Origin of the sequence: Schaalia sp. JY-X169, assembly GCF_014069575.1 — a bacterium.
Lineage (GTDB): Bacteria > Actinomycetota > Actinomycetes > Actinomycetales > Actinomycetaceae > Scrofimicrobium.
The window spans coordinates 1942389-1969381 of the sequence record NZ_CP059675.1; the positions used below are offsets into that span (position 1 = coordinate 1942389).

18 protein-coding genes are annotated in these 26993 nt (G+C 61.3%); 3 read left to right on the top strand and 15 right to left on the bottom strand.

Going from position 1 to position 26993, the window contains the following annotated elements; genetic code table 11:
* Nucleotides 1-28: 28 nt before the first annotated feature.
* From H2O65_RS08455 to rpsL, 7 genes are all read right to left on the bottom strand, one after another.
* The gene (locus H2O65_RS08455) at nucleotides 29-3355 is read right to left on the bottom strand and encodes an LPXTG cell wall anchor domain-containing protein (RefSeq protein ID WP_182141284.1); all 3327 of its coding nucleotides are present in this window, start codon (nucleotides 3353-3355) and stop codon (nucleotides 29-31) included.
* A 310-nt stretch (nucleotides 3356-3665) separates the two neighbouring features.
* Nucleotides 3666-4385 (bottom strand): SagB/ThcOx family dehydrogenase, encoded by a 720-nt coding sequence (locus tag H2O65_RS08460; RefSeq protein WP_182141285.1) that lies wholly within the window; start codon nucleotides 4383-4385, stop codon nucleotides 3666-3668.
* A 126-nt stretch (nucleotides 4386-4511) separates the two neighbouring features.
* On the bottom strand, nucleotides 4512-5615 hold the full coding sequence (locus tag H2O65_RS08465; RefSeq protein ID WP_182141286.1) for a hypothetical protein: 1104 nt from the start codon (nucleotides 5613-5615) through the stop codon (nucleotides 4512-4514).
* A gap of 450 nt (nucleotides 5616-6065) precedes the next feature.
* On the bottom strand, nucleotides 6066-7256 hold the full coding sequence (gene tuf / locus H2O65_RS08470; protein WP_182141287.1) for an elongation factor Tu: 1191 nt from the start codon (nucleotides 7254-7256) through the stop codon (nucleotides 6066-6068).
* A gap of 157 nt (nucleotides 7257-7413) precedes the next feature.
* A complete protein-coding gene (gene fusA / locus H2O65_RS08475; RefSeq protein WP_182141288.1) occupies nucleotides 7414-9537 on the bottom strand; it encodes an elongation factor G in 2124 nt (707 codons plus the stop codon).
* A gap of 35 nt (nucleotides 9538-9572) precedes the next feature.
* Nucleotides 9573-10043, bottom strand: a complete 471-nt coding sequence (gene rpsG, locus H2O65_RS08480; protein WP_182141289.1) for a 30S ribosomal protein S7 — start codon at nucleotides 10041-10043, stop codon at nucleotides 9573-9575.
* Entirely contained in the window at nucleotides 10043-10417 is a 375-nt protein-coding gene (gene rpsL / locus H2O65_RS08485; protein ID WP_182141290.1) for a 30S ribosomal protein S12, read from the bottom strand. The genes rpsG and rpsL overlap by 1 nt, the downstream gene beginning before the upstream one ends.
* A gap of 1412 nt (nucleotides 10418-11829) precedes the next feature.
* Between rpsL and H2O65_RS08490 the strand changes: the two genes are divergently transcribed.
* Complete coding sequence (locus H2O65_RS08490) at nucleotides 11830-12990, top strand: hypothetical protein (protein WP_182141291.1); 1161 nt, start codon at nucleotides 11830-11832, stop codon at nucleotides 12988-12990.
* A gap of 624 nt (nucleotides 12991-13614) precedes the next feature.
* Here the strand turns inward: H2O65_RS08490 and H2O65_RS08495 are convergent.
* The 6 genes from H2O65_RS08495 to H2O65_RS08520 form a co-directional block, all read right to left on the bottom strand.
* Complete coding sequence (locus H2O65_RS08495) at nucleotides 13615-14868, bottom strand: Gfo/Idh/MocA family protein (protein WP_182141292.1); 1254 nt, start codon at nucleotides 14866-14868, stop codon at nucleotides 13615-13617.
* A gap of 59 nt (nucleotides 14869-14927) precedes the next feature.
* Entirely contained in the window at nucleotides 14928-15923 is a 996-nt protein-coding gene (locus tag H2O65_RS08500) for an ABC transporter permease (protein ID WP_182141293.1), read from the bottom strand.
* Complete coding sequence (locus H2O65_RS08505; protein ID WP_182141294.1) at nucleotides 15920-16909, bottom strand: ABC transporter permease; 990 nt, start codon at nucleotides 16907-16909, stop codon at nucleotides 15920-15922. The genes H2O65_RS08500 and H2O65_RS08505 overlap by 4 nt, the downstream gene beginning before the upstream one ends.
* Nucleotides 16909-18450 carry a sugar ABC transporter ATP-binding protein gene (locus H2O65_RS08510; protein ID WP_182141295.1) on the bottom strand — a complete coding sequence of 514 codons (1542 nt, stop codon included), beginning with the start codon at nucleotides 18448-18450 and terminating at the stop codon, nucleotides 16909-16911. The genes H2O65_RS08505 and H2O65_RS08510 overlap by 1 nt, the downstream gene beginning before the upstream one ends.
* Before the next feature lie 62 nt (nucleotides 18451-18512).
* Entirely contained in the window at nucleotides 18513-19607 is a 1095-nt protein-coding gene (locus tag H2O65_RS08515) for a substrate-binding domain-containing protein (protein ID WP_182141296.1), read from the bottom strand.
* Between the two features lie 436 nt (nucleotides 19608-20043).
* The gene (locus H2O65_RS08520) at nucleotides 20044-21228 is read right to left on the bottom strand and encodes an ROK family transcriptional regulator (RefSeq protein ID WP_310649228.1); all 1185 of its coding nucleotides are present in this window, start codon (nucleotides 21226-21228) and stop codon (nucleotides 20044-20046) included.
* Between the two features lie 478 nt (nucleotides 21229-21706).
* On the opposite strand from H2O65_RS08520, the gene glmS reads away from it, so the two are divergent.
* Nucleotides 21707-23626, top strand: coding sequence for a glutamine--fructose-6-phosphate transaminase (isomerizing) (glmS, locus tag H2O65_RS08525; protein ID WP_182141298.1), 1920 nt, complete (start codon nucleotides 21707-21709; stop codon nucleotides 23624-23626).
* 69 nt (nucleotides 23627-23695) lie between these two features.
* Here glmS and hisF read toward each other — a convergent pair whose 3' ends face one another.
* Nucleotides 23696-24484 carry an imidazole glycerol phosphate synthase subunit HisF gene (hisF, locus tag H2O65_RS08530; RefSeq protein ID WP_182141299.1) on the bottom strand — a complete coding sequence of 263 codons (789 nt, stop codon included), beginning with the start codon at nucleotides 24482-24484 and terminating at the stop codon, nucleotides 23696-23698.
* Nucleotides 24474-25124, bottom strand: a complete 651-nt coding sequence (gene hisH, locus H2O65_RS08535; RefSeq protein WP_182141300.1) for an imidazole glycerol phosphate synthase subunit HisH — start codon at nucleotides 25122-25124, stop codon at nucleotides 24474-24476. Before hisH ends, hisF begins: the two co-directional genes overlap by 11 nt.
* A 149-nt stretch (nucleotides 25125-25273) precedes the next feature.
* Between hisH and H2O65_RS08540 the strand changes: the two genes are divergently transcribed.
* Nucleotides 25274-26944: a CTP synthase gene (locus H2O65_RS08540; RefSeq protein ID WP_182141301.1), complete on the top strand. Its 1671-nt coding sequence runs from the start codon at nucleotides 25274-25276 to the stop codon at nucleotides 26942-26944.
* Nucleotides 26945-26993 lie beyond the last annotated feature (49 nt).

Consider the following 26993-nt stretch of genomic DNA (forward strand, 5'->3'; position numbering starts at 1 on the left):
GTCTCTTGCTGCTTTGGTCTGCTCTGAGTTACTCCGCTCGCCTCCTCATGTGAGTAAGGCCCGCGAGTGCCGCCGCGGCCAACGCTCCAATGCCGCCGATGATGAACCACGTTGCGGCGGTGCCGCCCGCCTGGGGCAGCTCCGGCGGAATTGGAGCCGTGTTAACGAATCGGTAGATCCCTCGATCCCCCTGGTCGACGGACACCGCATCCGGATTAGCATCCTGCCAGCACGCAGCATTGTTGAACGCAGCAGTGGTGAGCACGGCCGGGCACGTCGTTAGATCTGTGCCGTCGGACCCTCCGGGTAGGTACTGCTGGAACGACCTCTGCAAGTAAGGGAAGATGCTCTGTTCAGAGACCTCGTAGTTGATACCCGGGCGCACAAGGATTGAGTTGTAGTCTCGAACGCCCTCGTTCCCAAGTGCATCCCTTAGGACCGGCAGTTCAAGACCTGGAGTTGCGGTCGCGGGGGCAGCACCCAACTTGAAGTCGCTGACCAGCGGACCCCACTGACCATCCAGCTGCTTCAGTACCGTGAGCTCCGCAGCCTGGTTAGTCACTGTGCACCGAACCGCGGCATCCTGGTCGTCACCGGCCTCGGATCCGAGAACCTCCACGGTGGCATCCGAATCGATCTCAACCGGGTCGCCGAATGCGTTCTCACCAATCTTGCGGTGCTCACAAGACCAGTTGCCCAACTGCAAGTAGGCGTTGGCGTTGACCAAGTTTTCGCTGTCAGGATCGACCTCCTCGGAGAGCAGGTACTCCCCCGGTTCAACCTGGCGTGGCTGCGCGCACGCAACGTCGGTAAACCCGCCATCAGTGCCGTTCTGACCTGCTGCGGTGAGACGCCAATCCGTGGGTTGCGCCCCCGGAACGACGCCATTCTCAATTGATGCCACCTGCTTGCAGAGCTGCAATGTTGGAACGGAACCATTGAGGAAGTCGCAGGTGAGAGTCTCACCGGGACCAACGTTGTTGACGGTGAATCCTCCGAGTGCCTGCTCGCTGGTCAGATCGTAGGACGTTGTGGTTCCGTCAGACTTCTCGTGCGTGCAGGTGCCGTTCACAAAGGAGAAGCCGTCGCGGTCTTCCTCGGACACCGTGATGCTCGCCGACGGTGTGGGCTCCCCTTCGGTGGGACGCTCGAAGTTGACCGTCCACTCAGCATCTCCGTCCTCGTTCGTGTCTTGGTTTGTGTTTGTGGGAGTCACGTTGGTGATCGTTCCCTGCGTCGCCGTGGGCGAGGCGGTCATCTCCCAGCCCTGTCCTGGGGTGCTAGGTCCCGATCCCCCATCTGAGGGGAGGAGATCTTTATGCATGATTACCTTGGCCGGCGCGAATGGGGTATTGGTGAAGACACAAACCAGGTTGGCGCCGGGGACGACAGCTTCGGGCGTGCCGGGCTGACCGACGTTCAGCGCAAACTCGAGGCTCGTGCCTTCTGCCCTTTCAAGAACCGTCTGACCACGCGTCCCGTCGGGGTTTAGGGCGTAGCACTCGCGAGTCGTGGAGTAGGCATCCTGCGTGGCCGAGTTGGTGAAGGTCTCACTGGCCTTGAACGTACCGTCCAGTTGGAGAACATACGCACCAATCTGCTCGTTTTGGAGGCCGGGTGCTACGCCAGTGGTAGTCACGCCCTCGAACGACAGAGTCTGGCCCCCTGAGACTCGGGCTGCGGAAAGGCCGAACTGGTCCGCGTCTCCTCCGACACGAACTCCGTCAACAACCTTCTGAACCGTGACTGTTGCGGGGGTCGAGCAGCTCGCGAGGTCTACCAATGACATCGAGCCGGAGAAGCCGGTCCGACCTGAGAAATTGAGGTTGGTCGGGTCTGCCAGCGCGTTCCAGTTGCTCGTGTTCCCGGTACCTCCACCCTGCTGGATGATCGCCTTGCCCGACGAGGTGAAGGTGACACCGTTGATCGCTTGCCTCATGCCGGTTGGGAGTTGCCCTGCGTTGGCACTACCGGTAATGGTCGGCACGTCCTCGAGGTTGTGCGCACCAGGGCGCTGCTGGAAGTCGTCTTGGTCGATGACGCCAGATACCGTGCGGCCGCCGTTCGTGTCAGAGATGATGAACTGGATGTTGTTCTGAGCATCGAAGGCAAAGTCGCCATTCATCTCGTTTGGTTGTGTGGTGAAGCCAGACGGCCTCGGGACATCGACGTGCGCAACTTCGCCGGTACGGTCACCAACACCAGGAACGTAACGGTAGAGGTGGAGTCGAAGAGGACGATTCTGGTTCGTTCCCTCACTCATCGAGAAGTATGCGAAATAGAACTCCTCGCGACCCTCATAGATGGTGGCATCGCCAGCGACGACATAGCCTGCCGTTGGGGAGAGCAGGTTCATTGTGAAGACCGGGTACGGGGACGCCCCGGATGCGGGGTCAAAGCGGTAGACCGAAACCAACTTCGAATTTCCATTTTGGGCGGTGAAGTAGAAGACGCCCGTTGATGTCACGCCGAGGGCGTTAGCCGTCTGTCCGGATAGAACATTCGCGGCCGAGTTCGGAACGGAGCTCAAACCGGTGTTGATTGAGGTGGCAGCCGTATTGTGCGAAGCGCGTTGAATACTAGTGGAGGTTGAGCCTGAGGATGCCCTCTGCAGGGTGTAGTAACTATTGGCGTAGGCGGGGTTCAGACAGACGTTGTTGGGCGTAAGCGCCTCAACGCGAAGCTCCCCGAAGTTCCAGGGACCATTCGAAGGCCAGTTCGTCGGGCTGTTTCCATTGCCAGCGATCTCATTCCAACCTGTAGTACTAGTAGTCCACTTGTATCCGGGCAGAGACCCGACTGGTTGGATCCGGTACCTCGAGTTGGCGCTGATGGTGTGGTTCGTCTGAGTGGTTCCGGTAACCGCTGTTAGTTGCTCAACCGCAAAGTGTCCCGGGCGAGGATCCTGATCCATTGAGTACATTGCGTTCTGCTGTGCCGGGCATGGATCCTCGGTGCAGTCCGTGACGTAGTAAGTGCGAGTCCAATTGTTGTTGCCCGTGCGGGGACCTTGGACAGCTACAGTTGCGCCCCCTATGTGGTCACCTGTCGCATTCGTGACTTGCCAGGTGAGGTAGTTGCGTCCTGTCGGCATCGCGAAGAGCTCGACGTCCATGTCAGACGCTGCCTCATCGCCAGTCGATGTAGAGAGCGGCACCGCGGAACCCTCGCCTGGGCCGCCGCTCTGTGCGTGCACATCAGCTGAGGAACTGGATTGATCATCAAGGCCGCTCTGCGGAAGCTCTTCGGACGCGGATGCAACCGTGGTCGCACCGAGGATGGAAAGCGAAAGTATGGCGGCTGTGGTTACGCCAGCAAAACGTCTGAGTCCTACTGCTTGCCAAATCGTCGTCACGCGTCGTCCCTCCAAAATATGACGCGGCTTTCACGTCATCACTTTCGTAAACTTCTTAACCACACTTTTGATCACCCGCTAGCAGCATGGTGACCAAATGTCATGGTTTAGATCGCATATACCTAGCCAAGGGTCTAAGTTTCATCGCAAGTGTAGGACATTTGACCCGGGCGGGTGATCCAGACGGGTGATTTTTGGATGAGTACTTGCAATTTTCGCGGTGGCTCTGCTCACATGCGGACAGAACTCATCTACAACCCGTGGAGTTCAGGCGTCGGTATGGTGCAGCGAAGTTAGGAGGCAGCTGCGTTTAGCTCGCTGGCGTACCCACCGGAACCAGGTAGTAAGGGACTTCCCCGGCTGGGAGCTCGAGTGTTGCGCTCACGCGATCGTCCTCGAACCCTCCAATAGGAACCGCCGCGAGCCCGAGGGCCGTTGCCATGAGGAGCAGGTTCTGGGAGGCGTGGCCGGCCTCGTTCACCGTGAACTGCTCTGCCCGCTCCGCGTATCTCTCTTCGAGACGAAGAGGGGAACCCGCAATCGCGATGGTCACCGGGGCATCTCCAATCGCGGTCTGGTTAAGGGCTGCGGCTTCCAGATCGGTGCGCGGGTCGTCCGTGGATATCATGCCAAGTTGGTTCCTGGCTGGATCCCAGATATATACGCCGGGAGGAACGTCCTCGACGTCGCCGATCGCTATGAAGATGGTGAGGGCGTAGAGGCCGCCAGCCGATGGGATCGTGCGACCGCCATCAGAGCGGTAGCCGTAGGTTGCCCACAGAAGCGTGGCGAGACCCTCCTGGGTGAGGGGCTGGGCGGAGAAAGCGCGGACAGAATGGCGTTCATCGATGGTGTCGTTGAGTGAGGCGGCGGGCACACCGGTCGGCGCAGGCAACTCGAGTGGGGCGCCGATCGTTGTGGGCGGCTCGGGAGGTTCGGGGTTGACGGCAGATCCCGCGCAGGAGGTGGCGGTGAGCGCGAGCGCGGCGGCGCCCAATGTCAGCATCGCCCTCGTGTGTCTGGTCCTCATGGCGTCTCCTGTGACAGGTTTCCTCGAGCGTACCTGGCGTGGCGGAGATCCGGAGAGTCCCTGTCCGTCTCACGACTTCAGAGGGGCTGCCTCGGTTCACCACCTGACCCCGTTGACGTGGCAGCCTCAATGCCGCTGATAAGACGCATCCCCTACCCCAAGTGGCTTCCAGAGAGGTCCTCCCGGCCGTCTTCTAGCGATGTCCAAGCGGTCTAGGTCTTGGCCGAGGGTCCACATTGCTGCCTCGACATTGCGGAAGTCTGGTGCAGTGAGGCGGACGGTCGTCCAGCCGTGGCGGGAGAAGGATTGAGCCCGCCTCAGGAAATCGCGGGAGCGTTGGCGCCACTCCTGCTCTGTCTGACCGAGTTTTCCGGTGCCCTCGAACTCCAGGCTAATCTTCATCTCCGGGATGGCAGCGTCACAGTAGTAGTTCATGCCGTCCAGGGAGACGTGGTACTGACTCTCCCAGCTGATGCTGGGCTTCAGCCAGCAGTGCAGCATCCATAGAAAACCACCCTGCCAGACGGACCCGGCACCGGCGTCGGCCCTCGCGATGAGTGCGCGGATCTGAGCAATCGCACGGGTGGAGTCGAAAGGGCTGAGTGCTTGGAGGATTTCAGTTCTCAAGGCGCTCTCGCGAGCGCGGGATGCGCCTTGGTCCCTATTGTCGAACTCTGTGACGCGGGAGAAGGTAGTGCAGATGTTGGCGTATGCGCTCACGGGGTGCGCCGTACGGGCTAGATCTGCAACTAGGAGTGGGACGGCAGGAAGCTGAATGCCTTGGAACTCTGCAGAGATGGACGCGAGGCTCGGGGTGCTGGCAAGTTGCAGTACCCGGACGGGAGGCACGCGCTTCCCTGCGAGACGCGCCGCTGGGAAAGGGCTGCGGACGCAGGGCTGGACCTCATCCCGGAAGGTGATTGCCGGTAGCGGATCCCACGTGCCTGCGCCAGCAGCCACCATGGCTGCTTCTCCCGTGAGGATCGGGGTTGAGAGATAGGGGTGCGTATCTGACCTTCGGGTGCGGCGCGCGAGTGCGTGACACCTTGCTTTGGTCACAGTGCGTTCGATCTCCCAAGGCTTCGCATCGATGGGGATGAGCGATGGGTCAAGGTACGCTCCCCGGTCGATGCGTACTAGCGCGGTAGTCCGGGCGCTATTCGGGCGGAGGCTCGGGTCTTCACGGGCAAAGCACATGGCTGCGAGCACGTCGGCGGTTGAAAGTTCCATGCGCAGATCATGGCTGGTTGGAGGCGCGAGCGGCCGGGGTTTTGGGTTCCCTGTGGACAGCACCATTCCTTCGGCCCTGTGGATGAAGGCGCGCACGGTCACGGGATGCACTTGCAGAATTACTACTGTTCGACGCCCTCTCCTGGGTGTCTCACAGCACGCCATTCGGAATACCTACTGCTCGACGCTTGATTTGACGCGATCCGGCACAAATCAAGCTCCAAAAGTAGCAACTCCGCGCGGCGTCGGGAGAGCGCGTGGCGCGGGGGCCGAGAGGACGACCCCCGCCTGATCGGGCACGGAGACGGAAGGTGGCGTGGCACGGGGGTCGGAGGGGGCGTCCCGCGTCAGGCACGCAAAAGGGCGGGATCCCTTTTGAGGATCCCGCCCTAGCTGAGCCCTAAGGCTCCAAGCAGTTGCTCCGCGGCACGGGGCCGCTTCGATTAGAAACTACTCAACGATCTCGATGACCTTACCTGAACCAACGGTACGGCCGCCCTCGCGGATAGCGAAGCCGAGGCCAACTTCCATGGCGATGGGCTGAATCAGCTCAACGTCAATCTCGGTGGTGTCGCCAGGCATGACCATGTCGCGACCCTCAGGCAGCTGGATGATACCGGTGACGTCCGTGGTACGGAAGTAGAACTGGGGACGGTAGTTGGAGAAGAACGGCTTCTCACGGCCACCCTCAGACTTGTTGAGGATGTAAACCTGACCCTTGAACTTGGTGTGAGGCTTGATCGAACCGGGGATCGCGATAACCTGACCGCGCTCAACATCGGTACGCTTGATGCCACGAAGCAACAGACCACAGTTCTCGCCTGCCCAAGCTTCATCCATCTGCTTGTGGAACATTTCGATACCGGTAACGGTCGTCTTCTGCTCCGGGCGCAGACCCAGGATGGCAACTTCGGAGTTGATCGGCAGCTTGCCACGCTCAACACGACCGGTGACAACAGTGCCACGACCGGTGATGGTGAACACGTCCTCGATCGGCATCAGGAACGGCTTGTCCATGTCGCGCTCCGGGGTGGGAACGTACGTGTCAACCGCATCCATGAGCTCTGCAACCTTCGCGCCCCACTCCGGATCGCCCTCAAGCGCCTTCAGTGCGGAAACCTGGATAACAGGAGCGTTGTCGCCGTCGAAGCCCTGGCTGGTCAGAAGGTCACGGACCTCTTCCTCAACCAGTTCAAGCATTTCTTCGTCATCAACCATGTCGGACTTGTTCAGTGCAACAAGGATGGTGGGAACGCCAACCTGGCGTGCCAGAAGAACGTGCTCGCGAGTCTGGGCCATCGGGCCGTCAGTCGCTGCAACCACCAGGATTGCGCCATCCATCTGGGCAGCACCGGTGATCATGTTCTTGACGTAGTCAGCGTGACCAGGGGCGTCAACGTGTGCGTAGTGACGATCCTCGGTCTGGTACTCAACGTGGGAAACGTTGATGGTGATACCGCGTTCGCGCTCTTCAGGTGCGTTGTCGACCTTGTCGAACGGGGTGAAGCTGTTCAGGTCCGGGTACTTGTCTGCCAGAACCTTGGTGATCGCTGCGGTCAGCGTCGTCTTGCCGTGGTCAACGTGACCGATGGTGCCGACATTGACGTGCGGCTTTGTACGCTCAAACTTGGCCTTCGCCACTTTTGTCCTCCTGGACTCGGGGTAGTTGATAGAAGCCTATGGCCCGAAGTAACTCTACAACGGGGGCCCGCAACTACGGGGTTTCCTATTTGATTTTGTGAGGGGAAACGCGGTTTCGGGGCGGGATGTGCCCCGAAACTACGTTTATACCCCGGGGTTACTCGCCCCGAGACTTACCGATAACTTCCTCGGCCACATTACGTGGGACCTCGGCGTAGCTATCAAACTGCATGCTGTAAACAGCGCGACCCTGGGTCTTCGAACGCAGGTCACCAACGTAACCGAACATTTCCGACAGTGGTACGAGGGCGCGTACGACGCGAACGCCTGCGGCCTCGTCCATCGACTGGATCTGTCCACGACGACTGTTGAGGTCGCCAATCACGTCACCCATGTACTCTTCGGGAGTACGAACCTCAACGTCCATAACCGGCTCCAGCAGGACGGGGCTTGCCTTCTTGGCGGCCTCGCGCATTGCCATGGTACCGGCGATCTTGAACGCCATTTCCGAAGAGTCAACGTCGTGGTAAGCACCGTCGAGCAGGGTTGCCTTGATACCAACCAGCGGGTATCCAGCGAGGACGCCGGACTCCATGGCGGCCTGCATACCCTTGTCGACCGAGGGGATGTACTCGCGCGGAACGCGGCCACCAGTGACCTTGTCCTCGAACTCGTACTCTGCCTCTGCGTTGGCTTCCATCGGCTCGATCGCGACAATGACGCGAGCGAACTGGCCGGAACCACCCGTCTGCTTCTTGTGGGTGTACTCCAGCTTTTCGACAGCCTTGCGAATGGTTTCGCGGTAGGCAACCATCGGCTTACCGACGTTTGCCTCAACCTTGAACTCGCGACGCATGCGGTCAACGATGATGTCCAGGTGAAGTTCGCCCATACCACCGATGATGGTCTGGCCGGTCTCCGGATCCAGTTCAACGGAGAAGGTGGGATCCTCTTCCGCGAGCTTCTGGATCGCGATGCTCATCTTTTCCTGGTCGGCCTTCGACTTCGGTTCCACAGCCACGTGAATAACGGGCTTGGGGAACGTCATGGTTTCGAGGACGATCGGCTTGTCGATTGCACACAGCGTGTCACCGGTTGTGGTGTCCTTCAGACCCACAACAGCGTAAATGTGACCGGCGTGAGCGGCATCAACAGCGTTCTCCTTGTTGGAGTGCATCTGGAAGATCTTTCCAATGCGCTCCTTCTTACCCTTGGTGGAGTTGAGAACCTGCGAACCGGTTTCAACCTTGCCCGAGTAAACACGGATGAACGTCAACTTGCCGAAGAACGGGTGAGCCGCGATCTTGAACGCCAGGGCTGAGAACGGTTCGTCCTCGTCCGGCTGGCGGACCTCGGTGTTGCCGTCCTCTTCGTAGCCGGGCTTGAAGCCCTCCATTGCGCCAACGTCCAGAGGGGAAGGCAGGAAGTCAACGACAGCGTCGAGGACGGGCTGCACACCCATGTTGCGAAGGGCGGTACCACAGTAAACCGGGAACGCTTCACCCGAGATGGTCAGGGCGCGGACGCCCTCCTTGATCTGCTCGTTCGTCAGTTCAAGGTTCTCAAGGTAGGCATCCATGAGCTCCTCGGAGCCCTCAGCTGCGGCTTCCATGAGCTTCTCACGGTACTCTTCGGCCTTGGCCTGCAGGTCGGCGGGGATATCGCCCTCGACCACAAGCGCACCAAGGGTTGCGTTGCCGTCCTCGTCCTTCGCGGGGAAGGTGAGGCCACGCATGGTGATGAGGTCGACGACGCCGCTGAAATCACTTTCAGCGCCAATCGGCAACTCCATGACGATCGGCTTCGCGCCGAGGCGATCAATGATCGTCTTCACCGAATAGTAGAAATCCGCACCAAGCTTGTCCATCTTATTGATGAAGCAAATACGCGGGACGTTGTACTTGTCAGCCTGACGCCACACGGTTTCGGACTGCGGTTCAACGCCTTCCTTACCATCGAAAACGGCGACGGCGCCGTCGAGGACGCGCAGTGAGCGCTCGACCTCGACCGTGAAGTCAACGTGACCGGGGGTGTCGATGACGTTGATCTGGTAACCCTTCCAGAACGTTGTCACAGCGGCAGAAGTGATCGTGATGCCACGTTCCTTCTCCTGCTCCATCCAGTCGGTGGTGGCGGCGCCGTCATGCGACTCGCCAATCTTGTAGTTGATACCCGTGTAGAACAAAACGCGTTCCGTCACGGTGGTCTTGCCGGCGTCGATGTGAGCCATGATGCCGATGTTGCGGACCTTGTTGAGGTCGGTCAACACTTCAAGTGCCACGAGTAATCCTTACTTGTGTTAGTCGAACCCTGCGACTACCAGCGGTAGTGCGCGAAGGCGCGGTTAGATTCGGCCATCTTGTGCATGTCTTCGCGACGCTTCACAGCAGCGCCAAGACCATTCGAAGCGTCCATGATTTCGTTTGCGAGACGCTCAGTCATTGTCTTCTCGCGACGCTTGCGTGAGAAGTCAACCAGCCAGCGCAGGGCCAGCGTGGTTGCGCGGGAGGGGCGAACCTCAACCGGGACCTGGTAGGTTGCGCCACCAACACGGCGGGAACGAACCTCAAGGGCGGGGCGGATGTTGTCGAGGGCGCGCTTCAGCACGACGACTGGATCCTGATCGGTCTTCTCTGCGACGGTTTCGAGGGCGCCGTAAACGATCGCCTCGGCGATGGACTTCTTGCCATCCAGAAGGATGCGGTTGACCAGCTGGGAAACCAGCTTTGAGCCGTAAACCGGATCGTCAACCAGGGGACGCTTGGGGACTGGACCCTTACGTGGCATTACTTCTTCTCCTTCTTCGCGCCGTAGCGGGAACGAGCCTGCTTGCGGTCGCGGACACCCTGGGTGTCAAGCGCGCCGCGGACGATGCGGTAGCGAACGCCAGGGAGGTCCTTGACGCGGCCGCCACGGACCAGGACCATCGAGTGCTCCTGGAGGTTGTGGCCTTCGCCGGGAATGTAAGCGGAAACTTCCATGCCGCTGGAGAGGCGCACACGGGCGACCTTACGCAGCGCCGAGTTCGGCTTCTTAGGGGTTGTGGTGTAAACGCGGGTGCATACGCCGCGACGCTGAGGGGAACCCTTCAGCGCGGGGGTGCTGGCCTTCCGCGGCTTGGGCTTGCGGCCCTTGCGGACCAACTGTTGAATTGTTGGCACTACTGCTCCGTCTCTTCTGTTGCAGGCCGTGCGTTTTCAGGTGCGCGACCTATTTCGGCTTTTGGTCGACTTAGCTGATCCCCTGCGCACACACCACCGCCAGGGGCCGGTGCGCCATGACTGAAACCTGGATCTGGGATCCTGGCCAGGAGAATGACACCCGGAGCTCCGACGGAACTGGAGCCCGCTGCTGCACGCTGCCCCACCCCCAAAAGAGGGAGGATCTGGCCCTGAGGCCGGTGCAGGCTGGGAACCCGACAAATCGAGTACCGGGAAACAGCGTAGTTGCGCGGGTAAGTCTGGGTCAATGTGGGGGTGTGTGCGATGGGACGCAGTGGGCCGCGGGGCGGGCTCTCCCACGGTCCCCCGCTGCCGATGCCACCGACGCCAGCACTCCCCTACCCGCCAACCCCCGCACCCACGCCGCCGTACCCCCTCGGTCCCCCGGAAGCGCCTCGGTCCCCCGCAGGGCGATTCTGCGACCAAATCCGCCCTCGTACCCAACCTCCAGGGGACCAACCAACCCCGTGGGGACCAACCACGACGGCCACTACAGAGAGCCACAACCGCCGCAGCATGCCCCCGACGAAGAAGTAGAGCCTGGGGCCACCCGCGCAAACTGCGCGGAGTCGAACCCGGGGGACGACCAGATCACGCGTCGGTACCGCAAGCGACGCCGCTGGCAGCGGTTCACCTCCAACGAGCGCGCTACCCCGTGCCCTCATGCCGCACCTGCCCACGGCCCCCCGGAAGCGCCTCGGTCCCCCGCAGGGCGATTCTGCGACCAAATCCGCCCTCGTACCCAACCTCCAGGGGACCAACAGACCCCGAACGGGCCGCCGGTAGCGGAGGGGAGCGGAGAGGAGCCGGACCACAACGTCAGGCGAGCGGAGGGGAGCCGGACCACAACGTCAGCCGAGCGGAGAGGAGCCGGACCACAACGTCAGGCGAGCGGAGCACGGCGGTACCCGTGGGGACGGGCACAACACAGCCCCACACTCAACTCGGAGCATGGGGCTGGTTTTGGCTCACCCCACAAACGGGGTGTGCAACTCGGCCGCCTAGAGCGGCACGCCAATCTTCTTCAGGGCGTCACGCACCGGCTGGAACTGGATGGCAACAACCGCGCCACCAGCAAGAAGACCTAGACAGAAAATGGATTTGATGAACTTCTTCATGGCACTACCTCATTCTTAGAAAGTCCGCTTGAAGCCCCCGTTTGGGGCCGCGTACATGATCTCTAACCCCATAAATAGTAGTACGGATCACGGTCTGGGGCACGGACTCCGCCCAGCGCGTACAGAACCCACTAGTCCCCGGAAGCGGTTTCCCCAGGACGGCCACCCCGGCGTTATCCCCAGATTGGTGGTGCTGAGGTTTCCAGCCCGCATTGGTTCGAGCAGAGTGTTGGTATGGAGATTCGACACTCAGACCTGGTGGTTACGTCCTCGACGAACCGCGTGTCGACGGCGCGCGCGCTCCGCAATGGATTTGTCCAGATCGGGCATTGCGCCCATTTGAGTCAGCGCAAACTGCACGCCTCTGAGAAGCCGTGGGTGACTCGGCAGAGGGTCGCGGAAGCGCGGATTCTCACGGTTCAGCACCTAATTTCCACCCGTGCCCGTCACGCCGCCGAGGACGGTGACTTTGTCTTTAGCGGGGAATCCGCCCTCGTCATCCTTGGTTTACAACCGTGGTGGAACAATCCCGATGTCGTGGTTCGTCGGGTCCGGCGGTCCGGACACAAGTGCGTGTTACCAGCGGTTCCCGTCCACAACGCGAGGGTCCCTGAGGTGCGGTTGGTGCAGATTCGGCACAAGACCAAACAGTTGCGGGGTAGTGGGGAGACTTCCTTCGGGCATCGCCTCGCCGCTCAGGGTGTGGAGGTTGACCCTTACGAAACCGGGGTTCACTCGGGCATTCAGATCGCGCCGGCGCACCTTATTGTGTACGACTTGTGTCGGCTACTCCACCCTCTTCAGGCGTTTCACAACGTTTCGTTGCTACTGCGGCATCTTGCGCGGTGGGATAGCCGCGACTTGGCCGGGTCGCGACAACGGGTGCAGATTGTCAGGCAGGCTCTACGTCAGGACTTGGATACTTTGGGCGCCGTTCCAAGGATTCGCAGGACGAGGGCGCTCTTGGCCAGCGCCGATGGCGGCCTTGAGTCTCCGGCTGAGTCCATAGTGCTGTGGTCGTTGCGATCCATCGTGAAGAAGTCCGCGAGCGTCCTCACCCAGGTGCCGGTCACGGCGGGGAAGCAGAATTTCCGCATAGACATTGGGGTTCCAACCGCCAAACTGGCGATCGAGGTGACCGGCAGGGGCAAGTTTGGGGAGTCCTCGACCTCGGCCTACAGGGTTGCTGACAGGTTTGTCGCGAGGCAACAGATGCTGGAGGCTGCGGACTGGCGGGTCATCAACATCACCTACGACCAGGCGAAGAAGCTGACACCCCTGATGGACTTGCTGCGCAAACTCCTGTCACAACACGGAATTGTCACCGGGGTGCCCGACCCGTTGATTTGGGCGGAAGCGGCGCCGCTCTTGATGGCGAAGTCGCGGCGGTACTGACTTCAGGCAAGCAGGCTGCCTGGGAGGTCGCCCTGTTGAAGTCTGTGTGGGCACTCTCGCGCAGAGGTCCGCGGAGGGGCGCCGAAGATACCCTGTGATCCCGCCGTAGTTGCAGGGTCGTCTCCCGGAAGTTCCGAGGTGGTCTTGCGGCCGTTTACGCTGGTCCACCGTGCGATGCACCCCGCAGAAGAAAGCATGTGTGCCCACGCTCGTGCTCCCCGTCATTAGCAAACCGTCTGACGCCGATACCCCTTCTCTCGAGTGTCGGTCCGCCATTGATCCGCCGCCGCGGATTCTCAACTCCCTCATCAGGGCCCTAAACCACCTTCTACCTGAGCTTTAGGCGAGCCCTCGGGGCCCATCCCAAGTCGTCGGTCGGCGCCCCCACCCGCAAGCTGGCAAGCGTCCGACGCGCCATCAGCTCCGGCAGACGCCCGACAGCCGCGGCACGTCCTCTACCAAACGGACAGCCTCGGCCCCCCGCAGGCTCCTCGGAGCTGGTGAGGGCGAGGAACCCCACCAAATCGACCTCGAACACAACCTGCAGGGGACCAAGGCACCCTAGGGGGACCGACCAGCAACGCAGCGTCCGGGCCACCGGCGGACACCACCTACCGGTCTCCTCTACCCACGCGGGTTCCACTCCCCCTTGGCAACGGCAGGGACGAAGTCCTCGAGGTCGAGGGGCCAGGTGATGGTGCGGCCCTGCTCGGCTGACTTGTAGGCCGCCATGAGCATTTCGATGACTTCGAGGCCGGATTCTAGGCCCTCTAGTGGCTGCTCACCCTGGAGGAACATGGTGGTGAGGTGGGAGTTCTCGCCCGTGTAACCGTAGGAGACGGCCTCGTCTGAAAGCAGGGGCATCAAGCCCTGCTCGGCATTCTGCTTCTCGATCATGTCCTCGCCCTCGGCCTGCTGCAAGTTCCGGGAAAGGAAGAGCTTGGATTCGGTGGAGAGGGTGTCATTCTCCATGGAGTACTCCGGCCCGAGTAGCTCGAATGACAGCCTGAGACCGGCGCCGACAAACGACCAGGAGGTGGTGGCTTCCACGACAACAGGTTCGCCATCACCGTTGATGAACTCGAAGACGGCGTGAGCGTAATCCTCAGACGGGGTCTTGGTGTAATCCACGACGCCCTCGTAGTTGTCCTGCAACCACTTGGCGTACTCGGGACGACCGAACTTCAGGGAGGCGATGGTGGCCGTCACCGACACTGGCGTCAGCCATTCGGAGAGGCGAGTGCCGGGAGGGGTAAGAAGGAAGCGGCCCGCCTCCACAGAGTGACACATCATGTCGTTGAGGACACCCCCGCCCTCTGTCGCCCCATTCCAGAACCAGGTGTTGTGAGGACCCGAATGCTCCTCCGCGGCACGTGCCAGGTAAGGGGAGCCGGACCCGGCGGCTCCCCGGGCCCAAATGATCTCGCGTGAACGCACCAAACCCGGAGCATAAACCTGGTTCTCCAGGTAACCGTGAAGGAGGCCAGCGCCCTGAACCATCTCCAAAACCTCCCGTGCTTCGGCCACATTGCGTCCCAGGGGCTTCTCGATTGCAAGAGCCTTGAGTTCCGCGCGACCCGAAATCACCTCATCCGTAATCGCTTTGATGACCTCGACCCTTGTGAAGTTGGGCGTCAACACCCAAATCGCTTCAACCCGGGGGTCCCGCACCAACTCGACGATCTCGTCGTAGGCGGTCACGCCAGAGCCGACGCCAAGTGCCTCCGCCTTCGCGGCCAGGTCAGCTGCGCGCTCAAGGCGACGGGAGCACACCGCCACGATGTCGCCATCACGCACTCCACGGAATGAGTCAACGTGGAAGTTCCCAATGAACCCCGCTCCGAGTATCCCGACACCCAGTGTTCTACGTTCTGCCATGAAAAATCAGTCCTTTCAGGAATTGCCCGCGCGCGAGCCACGCGGAACTACAAAATCACCTACGCACGCAGCTTCCGCTGCCTGCCGTAAACCGCAAGTAGAAGGATGAGAACAACACCGTTGATAATGATTCGTCCCGACTCCGGCATATTGATGGTGGTGAGGAATGAGGACAGCACCGTCAGCAGGACGGCGCCGATGGCGGAGCCAACGTAGCCGCCGATGCCCCCGGCCACCAGGGTTCCACCAATCACCACCGCTGCCACCGACGGCAAAGTCAGGTTGTCGGCCAGGTTCAGGAAGACGGTCTCCGTATACCCCAACAGCATCAAACCACCCACCACTGCGAAGAGTCCTGAGAGAACATAGGACAGCAGAACCGTCCTCGTCACCGGGATGCCTGAGAGTCGAGCGGCCGTGCGGTTCGCTCCCACGGCAAATATGTTCCACCCGGTCCAAGTTCTTCGCAGGAAGATCGTCACGAGGATGGTGGCGATGACCCAAAGGTAGAGGACCCCCGGGATGTTGAACAACCAGCGCCCGTTGACGAGTGCGGTTAGAGCCGGAGCACTTCGCCCTCCCGCAACTCCGCCGGTGTAAGCAAGGATGAGCCCGGTAACCACGCCGGACATGCCCAGCGTCATCACGAAGGGGGGAATTCGCAGGAGCAAGATGCCAAGGCCATTGAAGAAGCCAATCGTGCAACCGACCGCAAGCGGAATCAGGATCCCTAAGACTAGGTTGTCGTTGGAACCCTCCATGATTTTCGAGGCGACAATCGCCCCCAGGGTCGCCACCTTCCCCACTGAAAGGTCGATACCGTCGCCACCCGAAAGGATCACTATGGTCTGTCCGATGGCGATAAACCCTAGAAAAGACGCGACCCGCAGCATCGCGAGAATCTGGTTGTAAGACCCGAAGCCGGGGGAAACGATTTGCCCCACGACGATCAGGAGTACCGTGATGACGAGGGCGATGAGGACGGGGTTCTTCAGGACGCCGAGACTGCGTTCCCGGGCCAGTTCCTCAACGGGAGTGTCGATTGCGGTACTCATGCTTTTCCCCTCTTAGTCGTCATCACGGAAAGAGCCAGCGCCACGATGATGATGAGGCCGGATGCCAGGGCCCGGTATGTCGTAGGTACGTTCAAGAAGAAGAGGATGTTGGAGGAGATCGCCAAAATCAGCGCACCTGCGACAGCCCCAAACGGTGATCCACGTCCACCGGACAGGGCAATACCACCGAGGACGACGGCGGCAATGGAGTCCAGCGCCATGTTGGCGCCAATGAACGGGTCGCCGGATCCGGTATTCGCGAGGACGGTCAACGCGGCGATGCCAACGAACATCGATGCAAACACGAAGCTGCGGAACGTCACCGAGGTCACCGGCACCAGTGAGGCGTAGGCGGCTTCACGGTTACCACCGACGGCGTAGAGCTGGCGCGTGTAGCGCGTCCTCGACATCGCCCACCACGCCAGCATGCCGAGGGCGACCAGCAGGATGGGCACCGGTATTGCCACAACGGCCATGCGGTAGGCGGAAACCATAGAAGCCGGGACCGCCCCACCCGGGGTTGGCAAGACCACCAGGGCGAGGCCGGCGAAGACGGACGAGGTGGCGAAGGTGGCGATCAGGGGCTGCAGGCGGATCACCGCGACGATAAAGCCATTGAGCGCGCCGCAAGCGGCACCGGTTACCAGCGCGGTGATGACTCCCAGCCAGATTCGCGAGTCCTGGCCGTCCATTACCTTCAGAGTCACGACGCTAATGAAAGCCACCTGCGCCCCCAAAGAGAGGTCGATGCCGCCGCCGATGATGACTATGGCCTGAGCGATTGCCGCGAAGACCAACGGGGCAAAGGTCGCGAAGTTGCTGGTCAGGGAGTACTGAGTAAAGAAGGTGGGCTGCAACGCGGCGTTGATGACCACCGCCAGGATGAGCAGCCCGAGGGTGACGGCATAGTTGAGGCGGAAGTTGAACCGCTTGGTCCACGACCCATCGCGAAGGACGTCCATCAGGCCGGTCTTTGTTTCGGTCATTAGTTCCCTCCCTTTGTTCCAGCGGAATCCGCTGTACCGACAAGCAGTGCGGCTGAGACCAGGTTGTCCTGGGTGACTTCGGAACCACTCAAAACCGTGACGACCTCGCCCTCATACAACACGAACACGCGGTCGCACAGGGCCACCAGTTCCTGGTCATCGCTGGAGTTGAGGATGACCGTGACCCCCGTTGCCGCCAGGGTGCGGATAATTTCGTAGATTTCAGCCTTCGCACCGACGTCAACGCCCTTGGTGGGATCGTCGAGGAGGACGACACGCGGGTCGTTCATCAGCCACTTGCCGAGGACGATCTTCTGCTGGTTACCACCAGAGAGGGTGGAGACAGCGTCGCGTAGGTTGCCGATTTTGATTTGGAGGCGATCGACTTCGGTGCCAGCCGCCTGCTTTTCGCGTCCCATGTTGATGAACCACTTGGCTACAAGACGCTTGCGTCCGCTAATGATGGAGAGGTTCTCGAGGATGGGGCGCGTCATCAGCAGACCCTGGCTGCCGCGATCCCCGGGGACGAGGGCGACGCCGGCGGAGATTCCCCCGCGGGGGCGGCGGTAGTTCTGGGTTTCACCGGCGATCTTGACTTCACCAGAGGTCTTCGCAATGTCCCCAAAGAGGACGTGAAGGAGCTCTGATTGACCCTGACCCTGCAGGCCACCGAGTCCAACTACCTCACCTTTTCGGGCGTCCAGGTTGATCCCCCGAAGGTTGGCGGAGTGAAGGTTGCGAGTCTCCAGCTGTACCTCTTCGCGGAGGACGGCGCGCTGGGTCTGTTCGGTCTTCTCTGTTTCATCCTCGACCAAGTCGCCAACCATGAGGCGAACAAGGCGGGCTTCTGACATGTCTTGCATATCAACGGTGGCAACAGTCTTGCCGTTGCGTAGGATCGTCGCCTTCTGGCAGATTTGGCGTACCTCTTCAAGGCGGTGCGAAACGAAAACCACCGCTACGCCCTCGTCAACCAGCTGGCGCACCCTGGAGAAGACCAGTTCGACCTGGTCTCGGCGCAGGGAGGCGGTTGCTTCATCGAGGACGAGGATGCGGGGATGGCGGCCCACGGCCTTGGCGATCTCTACCAGCTGCTGCGATCCGGGTGAGAGGTCCCCAACCTCGGTGTTCAGGGTAATGCCGTCATCCATTCCCGGAAGAAAATGGGCAAGGGCATCTTCCGCGTATTGGCGTGACCTCTTTTGGTCGACGAATCCGGCGCGGGAAATCTCGGTGCCGAGGGACAAGTTGTCGGCAATGCTCAACTCGGGAACCAGCGACAACTGCTGGTACACAGAGGCGACGTGATGACGGTGAGCATCGATGGGTCGCGTGATCCGCACCGGCTCGCCAGCAATAGAGATTGTCGCCTGGTCGGGATTAACAGTGCCTGACAGCACCTTGTTTAGGGTTGACTTGCCGGAGCCGTTGGCGCCCAGCAACCCGTGTACCTCCCCCGCATTGACCTGCAGGCTGGCACCCTGAAGAGCCCGAACGCCACCAAAGCGTTTGGAAACATCTTCCATGACGAGGTAAGGCATTGAGAGTCTGCCCCTTTGCTGATGGTGGGGTGGGCCGGAGGTACCGACCCACCCCGGGTTGGTTACTTGAAGTACGCCATGACCTGGTCGGCGGTGAGGATCGAGTCCAGAACATAGGTGTCTGGCTCGTCTTTAACCGGCTCCCAGTACTCAGCAAAGTTGGCGTCGGTGATGGTCGGATCCAGGGGAAGGATGATGGAGTGCCCGTCCTCTGCTAGCTTCGATTCATCCAGTTCGAGACCCTGTAGCTGGTTGACAGCGAAATGCAGGGCCGTGGCGCCTGTACCCGGAGGGTTGATGACGCCAGCGGTCTTGAAGCCGGTGTCAAGCAGGTCGTTCCACATGCGCATGAAGCCAACCCGCGCCTCACCCGTGGTGATGACCGAATCAGTCTTGCCAGCGGCCTCAATGGCTTTCAGCGTTCCTTGTGCCATGCCGTCATAGGTCCAGATGCCAGCAATATCGGGGTAGGTGGCAAGAAGGTCGGTGGCGACCGTTTGACCAGTGGTCTGGTCCCAGCCACCGTCCCCACGGGTAAGAACTTCGATGCCTGCGGCCTCGAAGATCGGCTCCGCACCGGCCCAGCGAGCTTCGGTTGCCGGGTTGCCCGCGGCACCCTCTACAGTGACAATCTTGGCACCATCCCCTACGGCCTCAGCGAACCAGGTAGCCGAAGCAGCCCCTAGATCCTGCTGCGAAATACCGATGTTGAGGACTTCCTGTGTCTCCACAGCCTGGTCAATGGCGTAGACCTTGATGCCCTGACCGATGGCTTCCTTGAACACCGCGTCTAGGGCGGTAGCTGAGTTAGGGTCGATGATTATGGCGTCGACGCCCTTGTTGATAAGGTTGCGAACCTGCTGGATCTGACCGTTCACATCCGTGTCCGCGTTCTCCATTACCAGTTCATCTAAGATGCCCTGTTCCTGGTACTCATTGAACACATCCTCAATGGCGGCAATCATCTGCGTGCGGTATTCGGAACCCACAAAGGCGTTGGAAATGCCGATGGTGAAAGGGCCCGCACTTTCCGTGGCTTCGCCACTCTCCGCGCTTTCGGGGGAGTCGGTTCCCGCGGGGGTAGGTGACGAACATGCAGCAGCCAGGGTGAGTCCGGCTACGGCAGCGACGGCTACGAGTGTCTTCCTTAGCTTCACTTTGGTCCTCCTTTGGACTTTGAACTGTGCCCCTACGGGACACTGTGCGATTCGCATTCTTCGGAATGCTCACCGGTGTGGCTGAGCCCCCACGGCAATGTGGGCTTCGCCAGATTCAGTCGGGGAACTGAACCTCGACTGCAGCTGAACAAACATGCAGACCATGGCCTGTATTAAGGGTTATTTTTGATCCGCAAATAAGGTCTTGAGGTCACACTACACGAGGTATGGGTCACACGTCTGCACCCCGATGACGGTTTTCAGATGAATTGCGTCCCAAAACGGCACAAACATGCAGCTCACAGCCAAGATCACAAGTTTGTTACCTTTTGCTTGCGGGTTGCGCGCCCAGGTTGCGCACTAGTTTCTGGTCGGGAGCGGCGTGGATTGGGAGCCATAGCTCACCAGGCGTCGGAAGCCTCACCGGGGGTGTCAGCTACTCGGAGAGCACGGCCGCGAGCCCTCCGGCCCGACGCAAACCGTACATCCCAGCTCCCACCAACTTGCCCTCATCCCCTAGCGATGCCGTTGCAAGTTCCGGCTCATGTACGACGTTCCCCCGCAGTCTCTCCTCGATCATAGGGATGAGCAAGTCGGACCAACGTTCAAAGAGTCCGCCGAAAACCACAATGTCCGGGGCAATCATCGCGCACACGTTCACCAGATGGAACGCGTAATCATCGGCAACTGACTCAACCATGGCGACAGCTTCTTCGTCACCCTCTTCAGCGGCACTGAACACAGCATCGGCACTCTCCACTTCGGGAGAAACGACGCGAGCATTGATTGCCCGCTGTAGGAGTCCGTGTTCTCCGAGCTCCGCCTCGAGATGTCCAAATCCATGGCGCTGATGCTTCAAACCAGAGACATCTCTCAGCATGCGGCCAAACTGCCCCGCAGCACCGTGGTTGCCTCTCCACAGTCGACCGTCCTCGACAATCCCGGCGCCGACGCCCTCGTACACAGCCATCGCGACAAGCGTTTTGTGTCCGGGATCGTCAAGATTCAAGTACTCGGCGAGTGCAATTAGGTTCACGTCATTTTCAACGACGACCGGGGCATTCGTTGCCCCCCGCAAAGAAGCACCAACGGGTTGGTTGTACCAGTCCAAAGCCGGAGCCATCAGCACCACTCCGTCGTCGTCGACCGGACCGGGTACGGACACTCCGATAGCCGCTATCCTCTTGCCCTCTCTGGTATCCCACTCGGCAACCACCGCCACCAAGAGGTCTAGTTTCTCTTGCGGCTCGGTCCCCAATATCGGAACTCGATCTCGTTCGATTTCGCAGCCATCCAAGTCCAGTAGTGCAACCTCGATCGCACCTTCCCAAATGTCGAGTGCCAAGATCGTCCTCGCCTCTGGGCAAAACCTGACCAGCATCGACGGCCGTCCACCTGTCGCACCGTTGCTTCCCGCCTCACTCACCAGTCCTTGCGCCATTAGGGAAGACGTGAGCCTGTTGACGGTTGCGGGGGCCATGCGGGTAAGCCGAGCAATCTCCACACGAGAAAGGGGGCCCACATCGATGAGGCACTCTAGTATGCGCATGCGATTGTGCTGCGCAACCTCGGGAGAGGCCGTTCTGGGAGCGCAGGCTAGTTCCCGCTTGAGCACGCGCATCACCTCGCTCTTCGAACCTGGCTGCCGCCTGTTTCGCCATTGTAGGTCAAACGGAGGCGACCCTGAGTTGCGGTGCGGGTCAAGATTCCCGCACGTCGGCCTGGACTCGCAACCCGGACTCGCAACCCAGACTCTCAACCCAGACTCTCAACCCAGACTCTCCTCAGACGGACAGCCTCTGTCCCCCGCAGGCTCCTCGGAGCTGCCGAGGGCGAAAAACCCTACCAAATCGACCTCGAACACCACCTGCAAGGGACCAAGGCGCCCCACGGGGACCAACCGGCAACGACACGGCCAGGTCGGTGCCGGAGCGGGGCGGTGTGGCGAGGCAGGACTGCGGCGGCGTGCGGCCACGGCCAGGTCGGGGCGGGGTGCAGTCGCGGCAGGGCGGTGCCGGAGCAGGTCGGTGGGCGGGCGTCGGCCACCGCCCCGCCGCGCCTCTTTGCACCAACCGCCGTAATGGTGGTTACATAAACCCATGTGCGGAATAGTCGGATGCGTCGGAAAAACCCCCTCCCAGCAACCAGAGGAGGTCGTCCTAGCCGGCCTCGCCCGACTGGAATACCGGGGCTACGACTCCGCCGGCATCGCCCTCAACAGCCCCGACCGCAGCGTCCCCACCGTCATCAAGAGAACCGGAAAGCTCTCGAAACTGAGGGACGCACTCGCGAAAAACCCTCCCGCCCCGGCCACCGCCGCCATCGGCCACACCCGCTGGGCGACCCACGGCGAACCCTCGGAAGCCAATGCCCACCCGCACGTCTCGACAGATGGACGCATCGCCCTCGTCCACAACGGGATCATCGAGAACGCACCCGCCTTCGCGCAGGCTCTACGCGCCGAAGGGCAGGTCTTCGTCTCAGATACTGACACGGAGGTGGTCGCACATCTACTCGGACGAGCCGTCGCGGATCCCGACTTACACCCCTGGTCAGGCACCCTTTCTGGAGTCGAGGGTGACGAAGAAGCCCAGGTCCGCCTCCTCCTCGCAGCGATGCTCAACGTGACCCGCCAACTAGTCGGCAGCTACACGCTGCTCGCCACCTGTGCGGGCGCCCCCCACACCATCGTGGCTGCGCGGCGCTCCTCGCCGCTGGTGGTTGGTGTGGGCGAGGGCGCCAACTACCTCGGCTCTGACGCGTTGGCCTTCGCGGACTTCACGACCTCCGCCCTCGAAATCGACCAGGACCAGGTCGTCGCCGTGACCCCAACCGCGGTCACCGTCCTCGACCGCGACGGCAACCCGGTACAACCCAAGGAGCTCAACGTCGACTTCCTCCGGGACCGTGCGTCAAAGGGAAACTGGGCGACCTTCATGGAGAAGGAGATCCATGAGCAACCCCGCTCCATCTTCGATACCCTTGCCGGCCGGACGGACTCTGACGGTCACCTAACCCTGGATGAGGTGCGCATTTCCGAGGACGTCCTGCGGCGCGCCGACAAGATGATCATCGTCGCCTGCGGCACCGCCGCCTACGCGGGGCAGGTTGCGCGCTACGCGATTGAGCACTGGTGCCGCATTCCGGTCGAGGTCGAACTGGCCCACGAGTTCCGCTACCGCGACCCCGTCGTCAGCGAAAAGACACTGGTCGTAGCTGTTTCCCAGTCGGGGGAAACCATGGATACGATCATGGCGATCCGGCACGCGCGGAACCAGGGCGCCAAGGTGATCGCCATTGTCAACACTCCCGGGTCGACGATCGCGCGCGAGTCCGACGCAGTTCTCCTCACCCACGCCGGCCCGGAAATCGCCGTCGCCTCCACCAAGGCCTTCACCGCGCAGATCACCGCGACCTACATTCTGGGGCTCTACCTGGCACAGGTTCGCGGCAACAAGTACATCGATGAAATCCAGGGCTACCTGGAGGAACTGGCGCAAATCCCCGACAAGATGCAGGAAGTCCTCAGCAATGGGGAGTACGTGCGGCAAGTGGCCTCAACCATGACCGAGGAGACCTCAGTCATCTACCTGGGCCGCGGCGTCGGCTACCCTGTCGCGATGGAGGGCGCGCTGAAACTCAAGGAAATCGCCTACATCCACGCCGAGGGCTTCGCCGCTGGGGAACTCAAGCACGGGCCGATCGCCCTCGTCGAAGAAGGCACGCCCATCTTCGTTATTGTCCCCACGCCACGCAGGCCCGAACTGCACCGCAAGACGGTCTCGAGCATCCAGCAGGTCAAGGCCCGTGGCGCCCGCACACTGGTGGTTGCGGAAGAGGGCGATACCTCCGTGGATGCCTTCGCGGACGTGGTGTTCCGGGTGCCGCCAGCACCGACCCTGTTCTTGCCGCTCCTGCAGGTCATACCGCTGCAGGAGTTCGCCTGCGCCCTCGCCTCCGCGAAAGGTCTAGACGTGGACCAGCCCCGCAACCTGGCGAAGTCGGTGACGGTCGAGTAGTGGCCCAAATCGCGAGCGGCCCCACCAGACACCGAAAGTAGCGGCCCCACGGTTTTGGTACGCGACGGCCTACACCACCAGCGGCCGCACGTTCGCCCCCGCCGCCAACAGTTCCGCCTTCAACTCTGGCACGGAGACGTTCCTATTGCGGGGCGAATACAACATCGAGGAGATAATAGCCGCCGACGCCCCCGCGTCGAACCCATCCATGATGTGCTGTGCTGTCCCCGCCCCTCCCGAGGCAATCACCGGCACCGTCACCGCGCGAGCAATTTGCCCCGTCAGGTCCAGTTCGTAGCCACGCCCCGTCCCGTCGCGGTCGATGCTGTTGACGACGATCTCACCAGCCCCCAACCCCTCCGCCCTGCGAGCCCACTCAATCGCGTCCATCCCCGTGAAAACTCTGGCACCGTCAATAGCGACCTCATACCCACTGGGAATCTCCGCGCTGCGACCGACCCACTTCGCCTGCAGACTCACGACGATGCACTGCACCCCAAACTCGCTGGCACCACGCGTGATCAGCGCAGGGTCACGCACGGCCATGGAGTCGATACTGATCTTCTCTGCCCCCGCCGCCAGAACCGCGTGCATGTCGTCGAGGCTGCGAATCCCCCCACCAACAGTCAGCGGCACAAAGATATTCTTCGCAACCTCAGCAACCGTCGCGATATCCGCCCGGCGCTTTTCGGCACTGGCCATGATGTCGTAGAAAACGATCTCATCAATCTGCTCCTGGTAGAGCCTGCCGGCCAGCTGTGCGGGGTCACCGACATCGATGTTGTCCTCAAATTGCAACGCCTTAGTGACGCGGCCTTCCTTTACGTCAAAGCAGGCTACAAGCCGGTTAGTCAACATTGAGGCCCCCTACGCCCATCGTAGTTACGAACTGCCGCAGAACTGCCAGCCCGGTTTGCCCGCTCTTTTCAACGTGGAACTGTGTTGCCAAAACGTTGTCCAACCCCACAACGGACGCGAACGGCTCCCCGTAGTCAGTGACGCCGAGGACGGTCCTCTCATCCGCTGGTCGCGCAAAGTACGAGTTCACAAAATAGAAGTATCCGCCCTCACCAAACATGGTTTGGAAAACCTGGGGGTTCGCGGCGGTACCCGAAGCGGATACTGAGTTCCACCCCATGTGCGGTACCGTCAGCGCCCTCGAATCAAACTTTTCCACTGACCCGGGGAGCCAGCCCAGACACCCCACATCCCCCTCGGCACTGCGGTCAAAGAGGACCTGCAGACCGACGCAGACACCCAAAAACGGCACGCCCTCGCCCACCACCACGTCGTTGAGGTACGAAATCCACCCCTGCTCCGCAAGCGAGTCCATCGTCACCCCCGCCGCCCCGACACCGGGCAGAACAAAATGCGTCACGCCCTCGGCATCCCGAGGCGTAACCACCAACCTGTTAGGGACTTCCACGCGGTCGAGGGCGTACGAGAAACTACGCGAGTTTCCCGTCCGATAGTCAATGATCCCAACCAGAGGTGACATGGGCTTCCTTCCGTCGCTATGCCGACTAGAAAACGGTATACCGACCCTCCGACATCTGCCGTTGCCCGACTAGAACGTGGACGAGGGCGCCCCTCCAGAATCCGATCGCATCTGGGAGGATGAGGCTTCGGGGCTTACAATTGGGGTCCATGGCAAAGAGCGCAGAGCAGGAAAACAAGTCCGATTCCCCTAGGCACATTTTCATCACTGGTGGCGTCGTTTCGTCATTGGGCAAGGGCCTCACGGCCTCCTCGCTGGGGATGCTCCTTAAGGCGCGCGGGGTCACGGTCGCGATGCAGAAGCTAGACCCCTACATAAACGTCGATCCCGGCACGATGAACCCCTTCCAGCACGGCGAGGTTTTTGTGACCGAGGACGGGGCGGAAACCGACCTCGACATCGGGCATTACGAGCGTTTCTTGGACGAACCGCTCTCCGGTGGCGCGAACGTCACCACCGGGCAGGTCTACGCGTCGGTGATTGCGCGGGAGCGACGCGGCGAGTACCTGGGCGATACCGTGCAGGTCATCCCGCATATCACGGACGAAATCATGCGGCGGATGAGGGCGCAGGCGCACCCCACCGACGGCTCGCCTGTTCCCGACGTCATCATTACGGAGATTGGCGGGACGGTGGGCGACATCGAGTCGACGCCGTTTCTCGAGGCCGCCCGGCAAATCCACGCCGAACTGGGGCGCGACCGATGCCTCTTTATACACGTGTCGCTGCTGGCCTATTTGAAGGTTGCGAATGAGCTCAAGACCAAGCCGACGCAGCACTCTGTGACGGCTTTGCGCGGCCTGGGTATCCAGCCGGACGTGCTGGTGTTGCGCTCGGAGATCGAGGTGCCAGATTCGGTGCGGCGTAAGATTTCGGTGATGTGTGGGGTGGCGCGGGATGCGGTGGTGATCTGCCCGGACGCGAAGAGCCTCTACCTGGTCCCGAAGATCCTCCATAGCGAGGGCCTAGACACGCTGGTGGCAGAGCGTTTGCATCTCAAGTTGGACGAGGCCGATTGGTCGGCATGGGATGAGCTTCTCGCCAGGGTGACGGAGCCTCAACACTCGGTCGAGGTCGCCATCGTTGGCAAGTACATCGACCTGCCTGACGCGTACCTGTCGGTGATTGAAGCGCTGCGAGCAGGGGGCTTTGCCAACAACGCACGGGTGAGTATTCGCTGGGTTGCGGCCGACACCTGCGCCGATGATGGGCAAGCAGCTCAGGCGCTTGAAGGGGTCGACGCAGTGGTGGTTCCCGGAGGCTTTGGGGTGCGGGGTATCGAGGGGAAGATTGCCGCGCTCAAGTGGGCTCGGGAGAACCGTGTCCCCACCCTGGGGCTGTGCCTAGGCATGCAGTCCATGGTGATCGAGGCGGCGCAGAATCTCGCTGGTCTGCCAGGTGCGTCCTCGACCGAATTCGATCCGAACTGCGTCGATCCCGTGATCACGACGATGGCTTCTCAGGAGGAAATCGTCAGCGGTGAGGGCGATGTGGGGGGCACGATGCGGCTCGGGGCCTTCCCCGCTGTGCTGGAGCCCGGGTCTCTGGTGGCGAGGACGTACGGTACGACGTCGGTGTCGGAGCGGCACCGCCACCGCTACGAGGTAAACCCGGAATATCGGCAGATCCTCAGCGATATGGGCTTGAAGGTGAGTGGGACCTCGCCGGACGGGGAGTTGGTGGAGTTCGTGGAGTTGGACCAGAGCCTGCACCCGTACTACGTCGCAACGCAGGCGCACCCGGAGTTCAAGTCGAGGCCGACCAAGCCGCACCCGCTGTTTGCCGGGCTGATCGGGGCTGCGTTGGAGGCACGGGGCTAGCTGCGGCAGCCGGTTGCCCGGCAGTTTCCCGCGCCTCGGTCCCCAAGCG

Bases quoted from the DNA above. Each gene is read 5' to 3' on its own strand.
- H2O65_RS08460 (WP_182141285.1), bottom strand. From the start codon at position 4,385: ATGAGGACCAGACACACGAGGGCGATGCTGACATTGGGCGCCGCCGCG.
- H2O65_RS08465 (WP_182141286.1), bottom strand. From the start codon at position 5,615: ATGGAACTTTCAACCGCCGACGTGCTCGCAGCCATGTGCTTTGCCCGT.
- rpsG (WP_182141289.1), bottom strand. From the start codon at position 10,043: ATGCCACGTAAGGGTCCAGTCCCCAAGCGTCCCCTGGTTGACGATCCG.
- H2O65_RS08490 (WP_182141291.1), top strand. From the start codon at position 11,830: ATGGAGATTCGACACTCAGACCTGGTGGTTACGTCCTCGACGAACCGC.
- H2O65_RS08495 (WP_182141292.1), bottom strand. From the start codon at position 14,868: ATGGCAGAACGTAGAACACTGGGTGTCGGGATACTCGGAGCGGGGTTC.
- H2O65_RS08500 (WP_182141293.1), bottom strand. From the start codon at position 15,923: ATGAGTACCGCAATCGACACTCCCGTTGAGGAACTGGCCCGGGAACGC.
- H2O65_RS08505 (WP_182141294.1), bottom strand. From the start codon at position 16,909: ATGACCGAAACAAAGACCGGCCTGATGGACGTCCTTCGCGATGGGTCG.
- H2O65_RS08510 (WP_182141295.1), bottom strand. From the start codon at position 18,450: ATGCCTTACCTCGTCATGGAAGATGTTTCCAAACGCTTTGGTGGCGTT.
- H2O65_RS08520 (WP_310649228.1), bottom strand. From the start codon at position 21,228: ATGCGCGTGCTCAAGCGGGAACTAGCCTGCGCTCCCAGAACGGCCTCT.
- glmS (WP_182141298.1), top strand. From the start codon at position 21,707: ATGTGCGGAATAGTCGGATGCGTCGGAAAAACCCCCTCCCAGCAACCA.
- hisF (WP_182141299.1), bottom strand. From the start codon at position 24,484: ATGTTGACTAACCGGCTTGTAGCCTGCTTTGACGTAAAGGAAGGCCGC.
- hisH (WP_182141300.1), bottom strand. From the start codon at position 25,124: ATGTCACCTCTGGTTGGGATCATTGACTATCGGACGGGAAACTCGCGT.
- H2O65_RS08540 (WP_182141301.1), top strand. From the start codon at position 25,274: ATGGCAAAGAGCGCAGAGCAGGAAAACAAGTCCGATTCCCCTAGGCAC.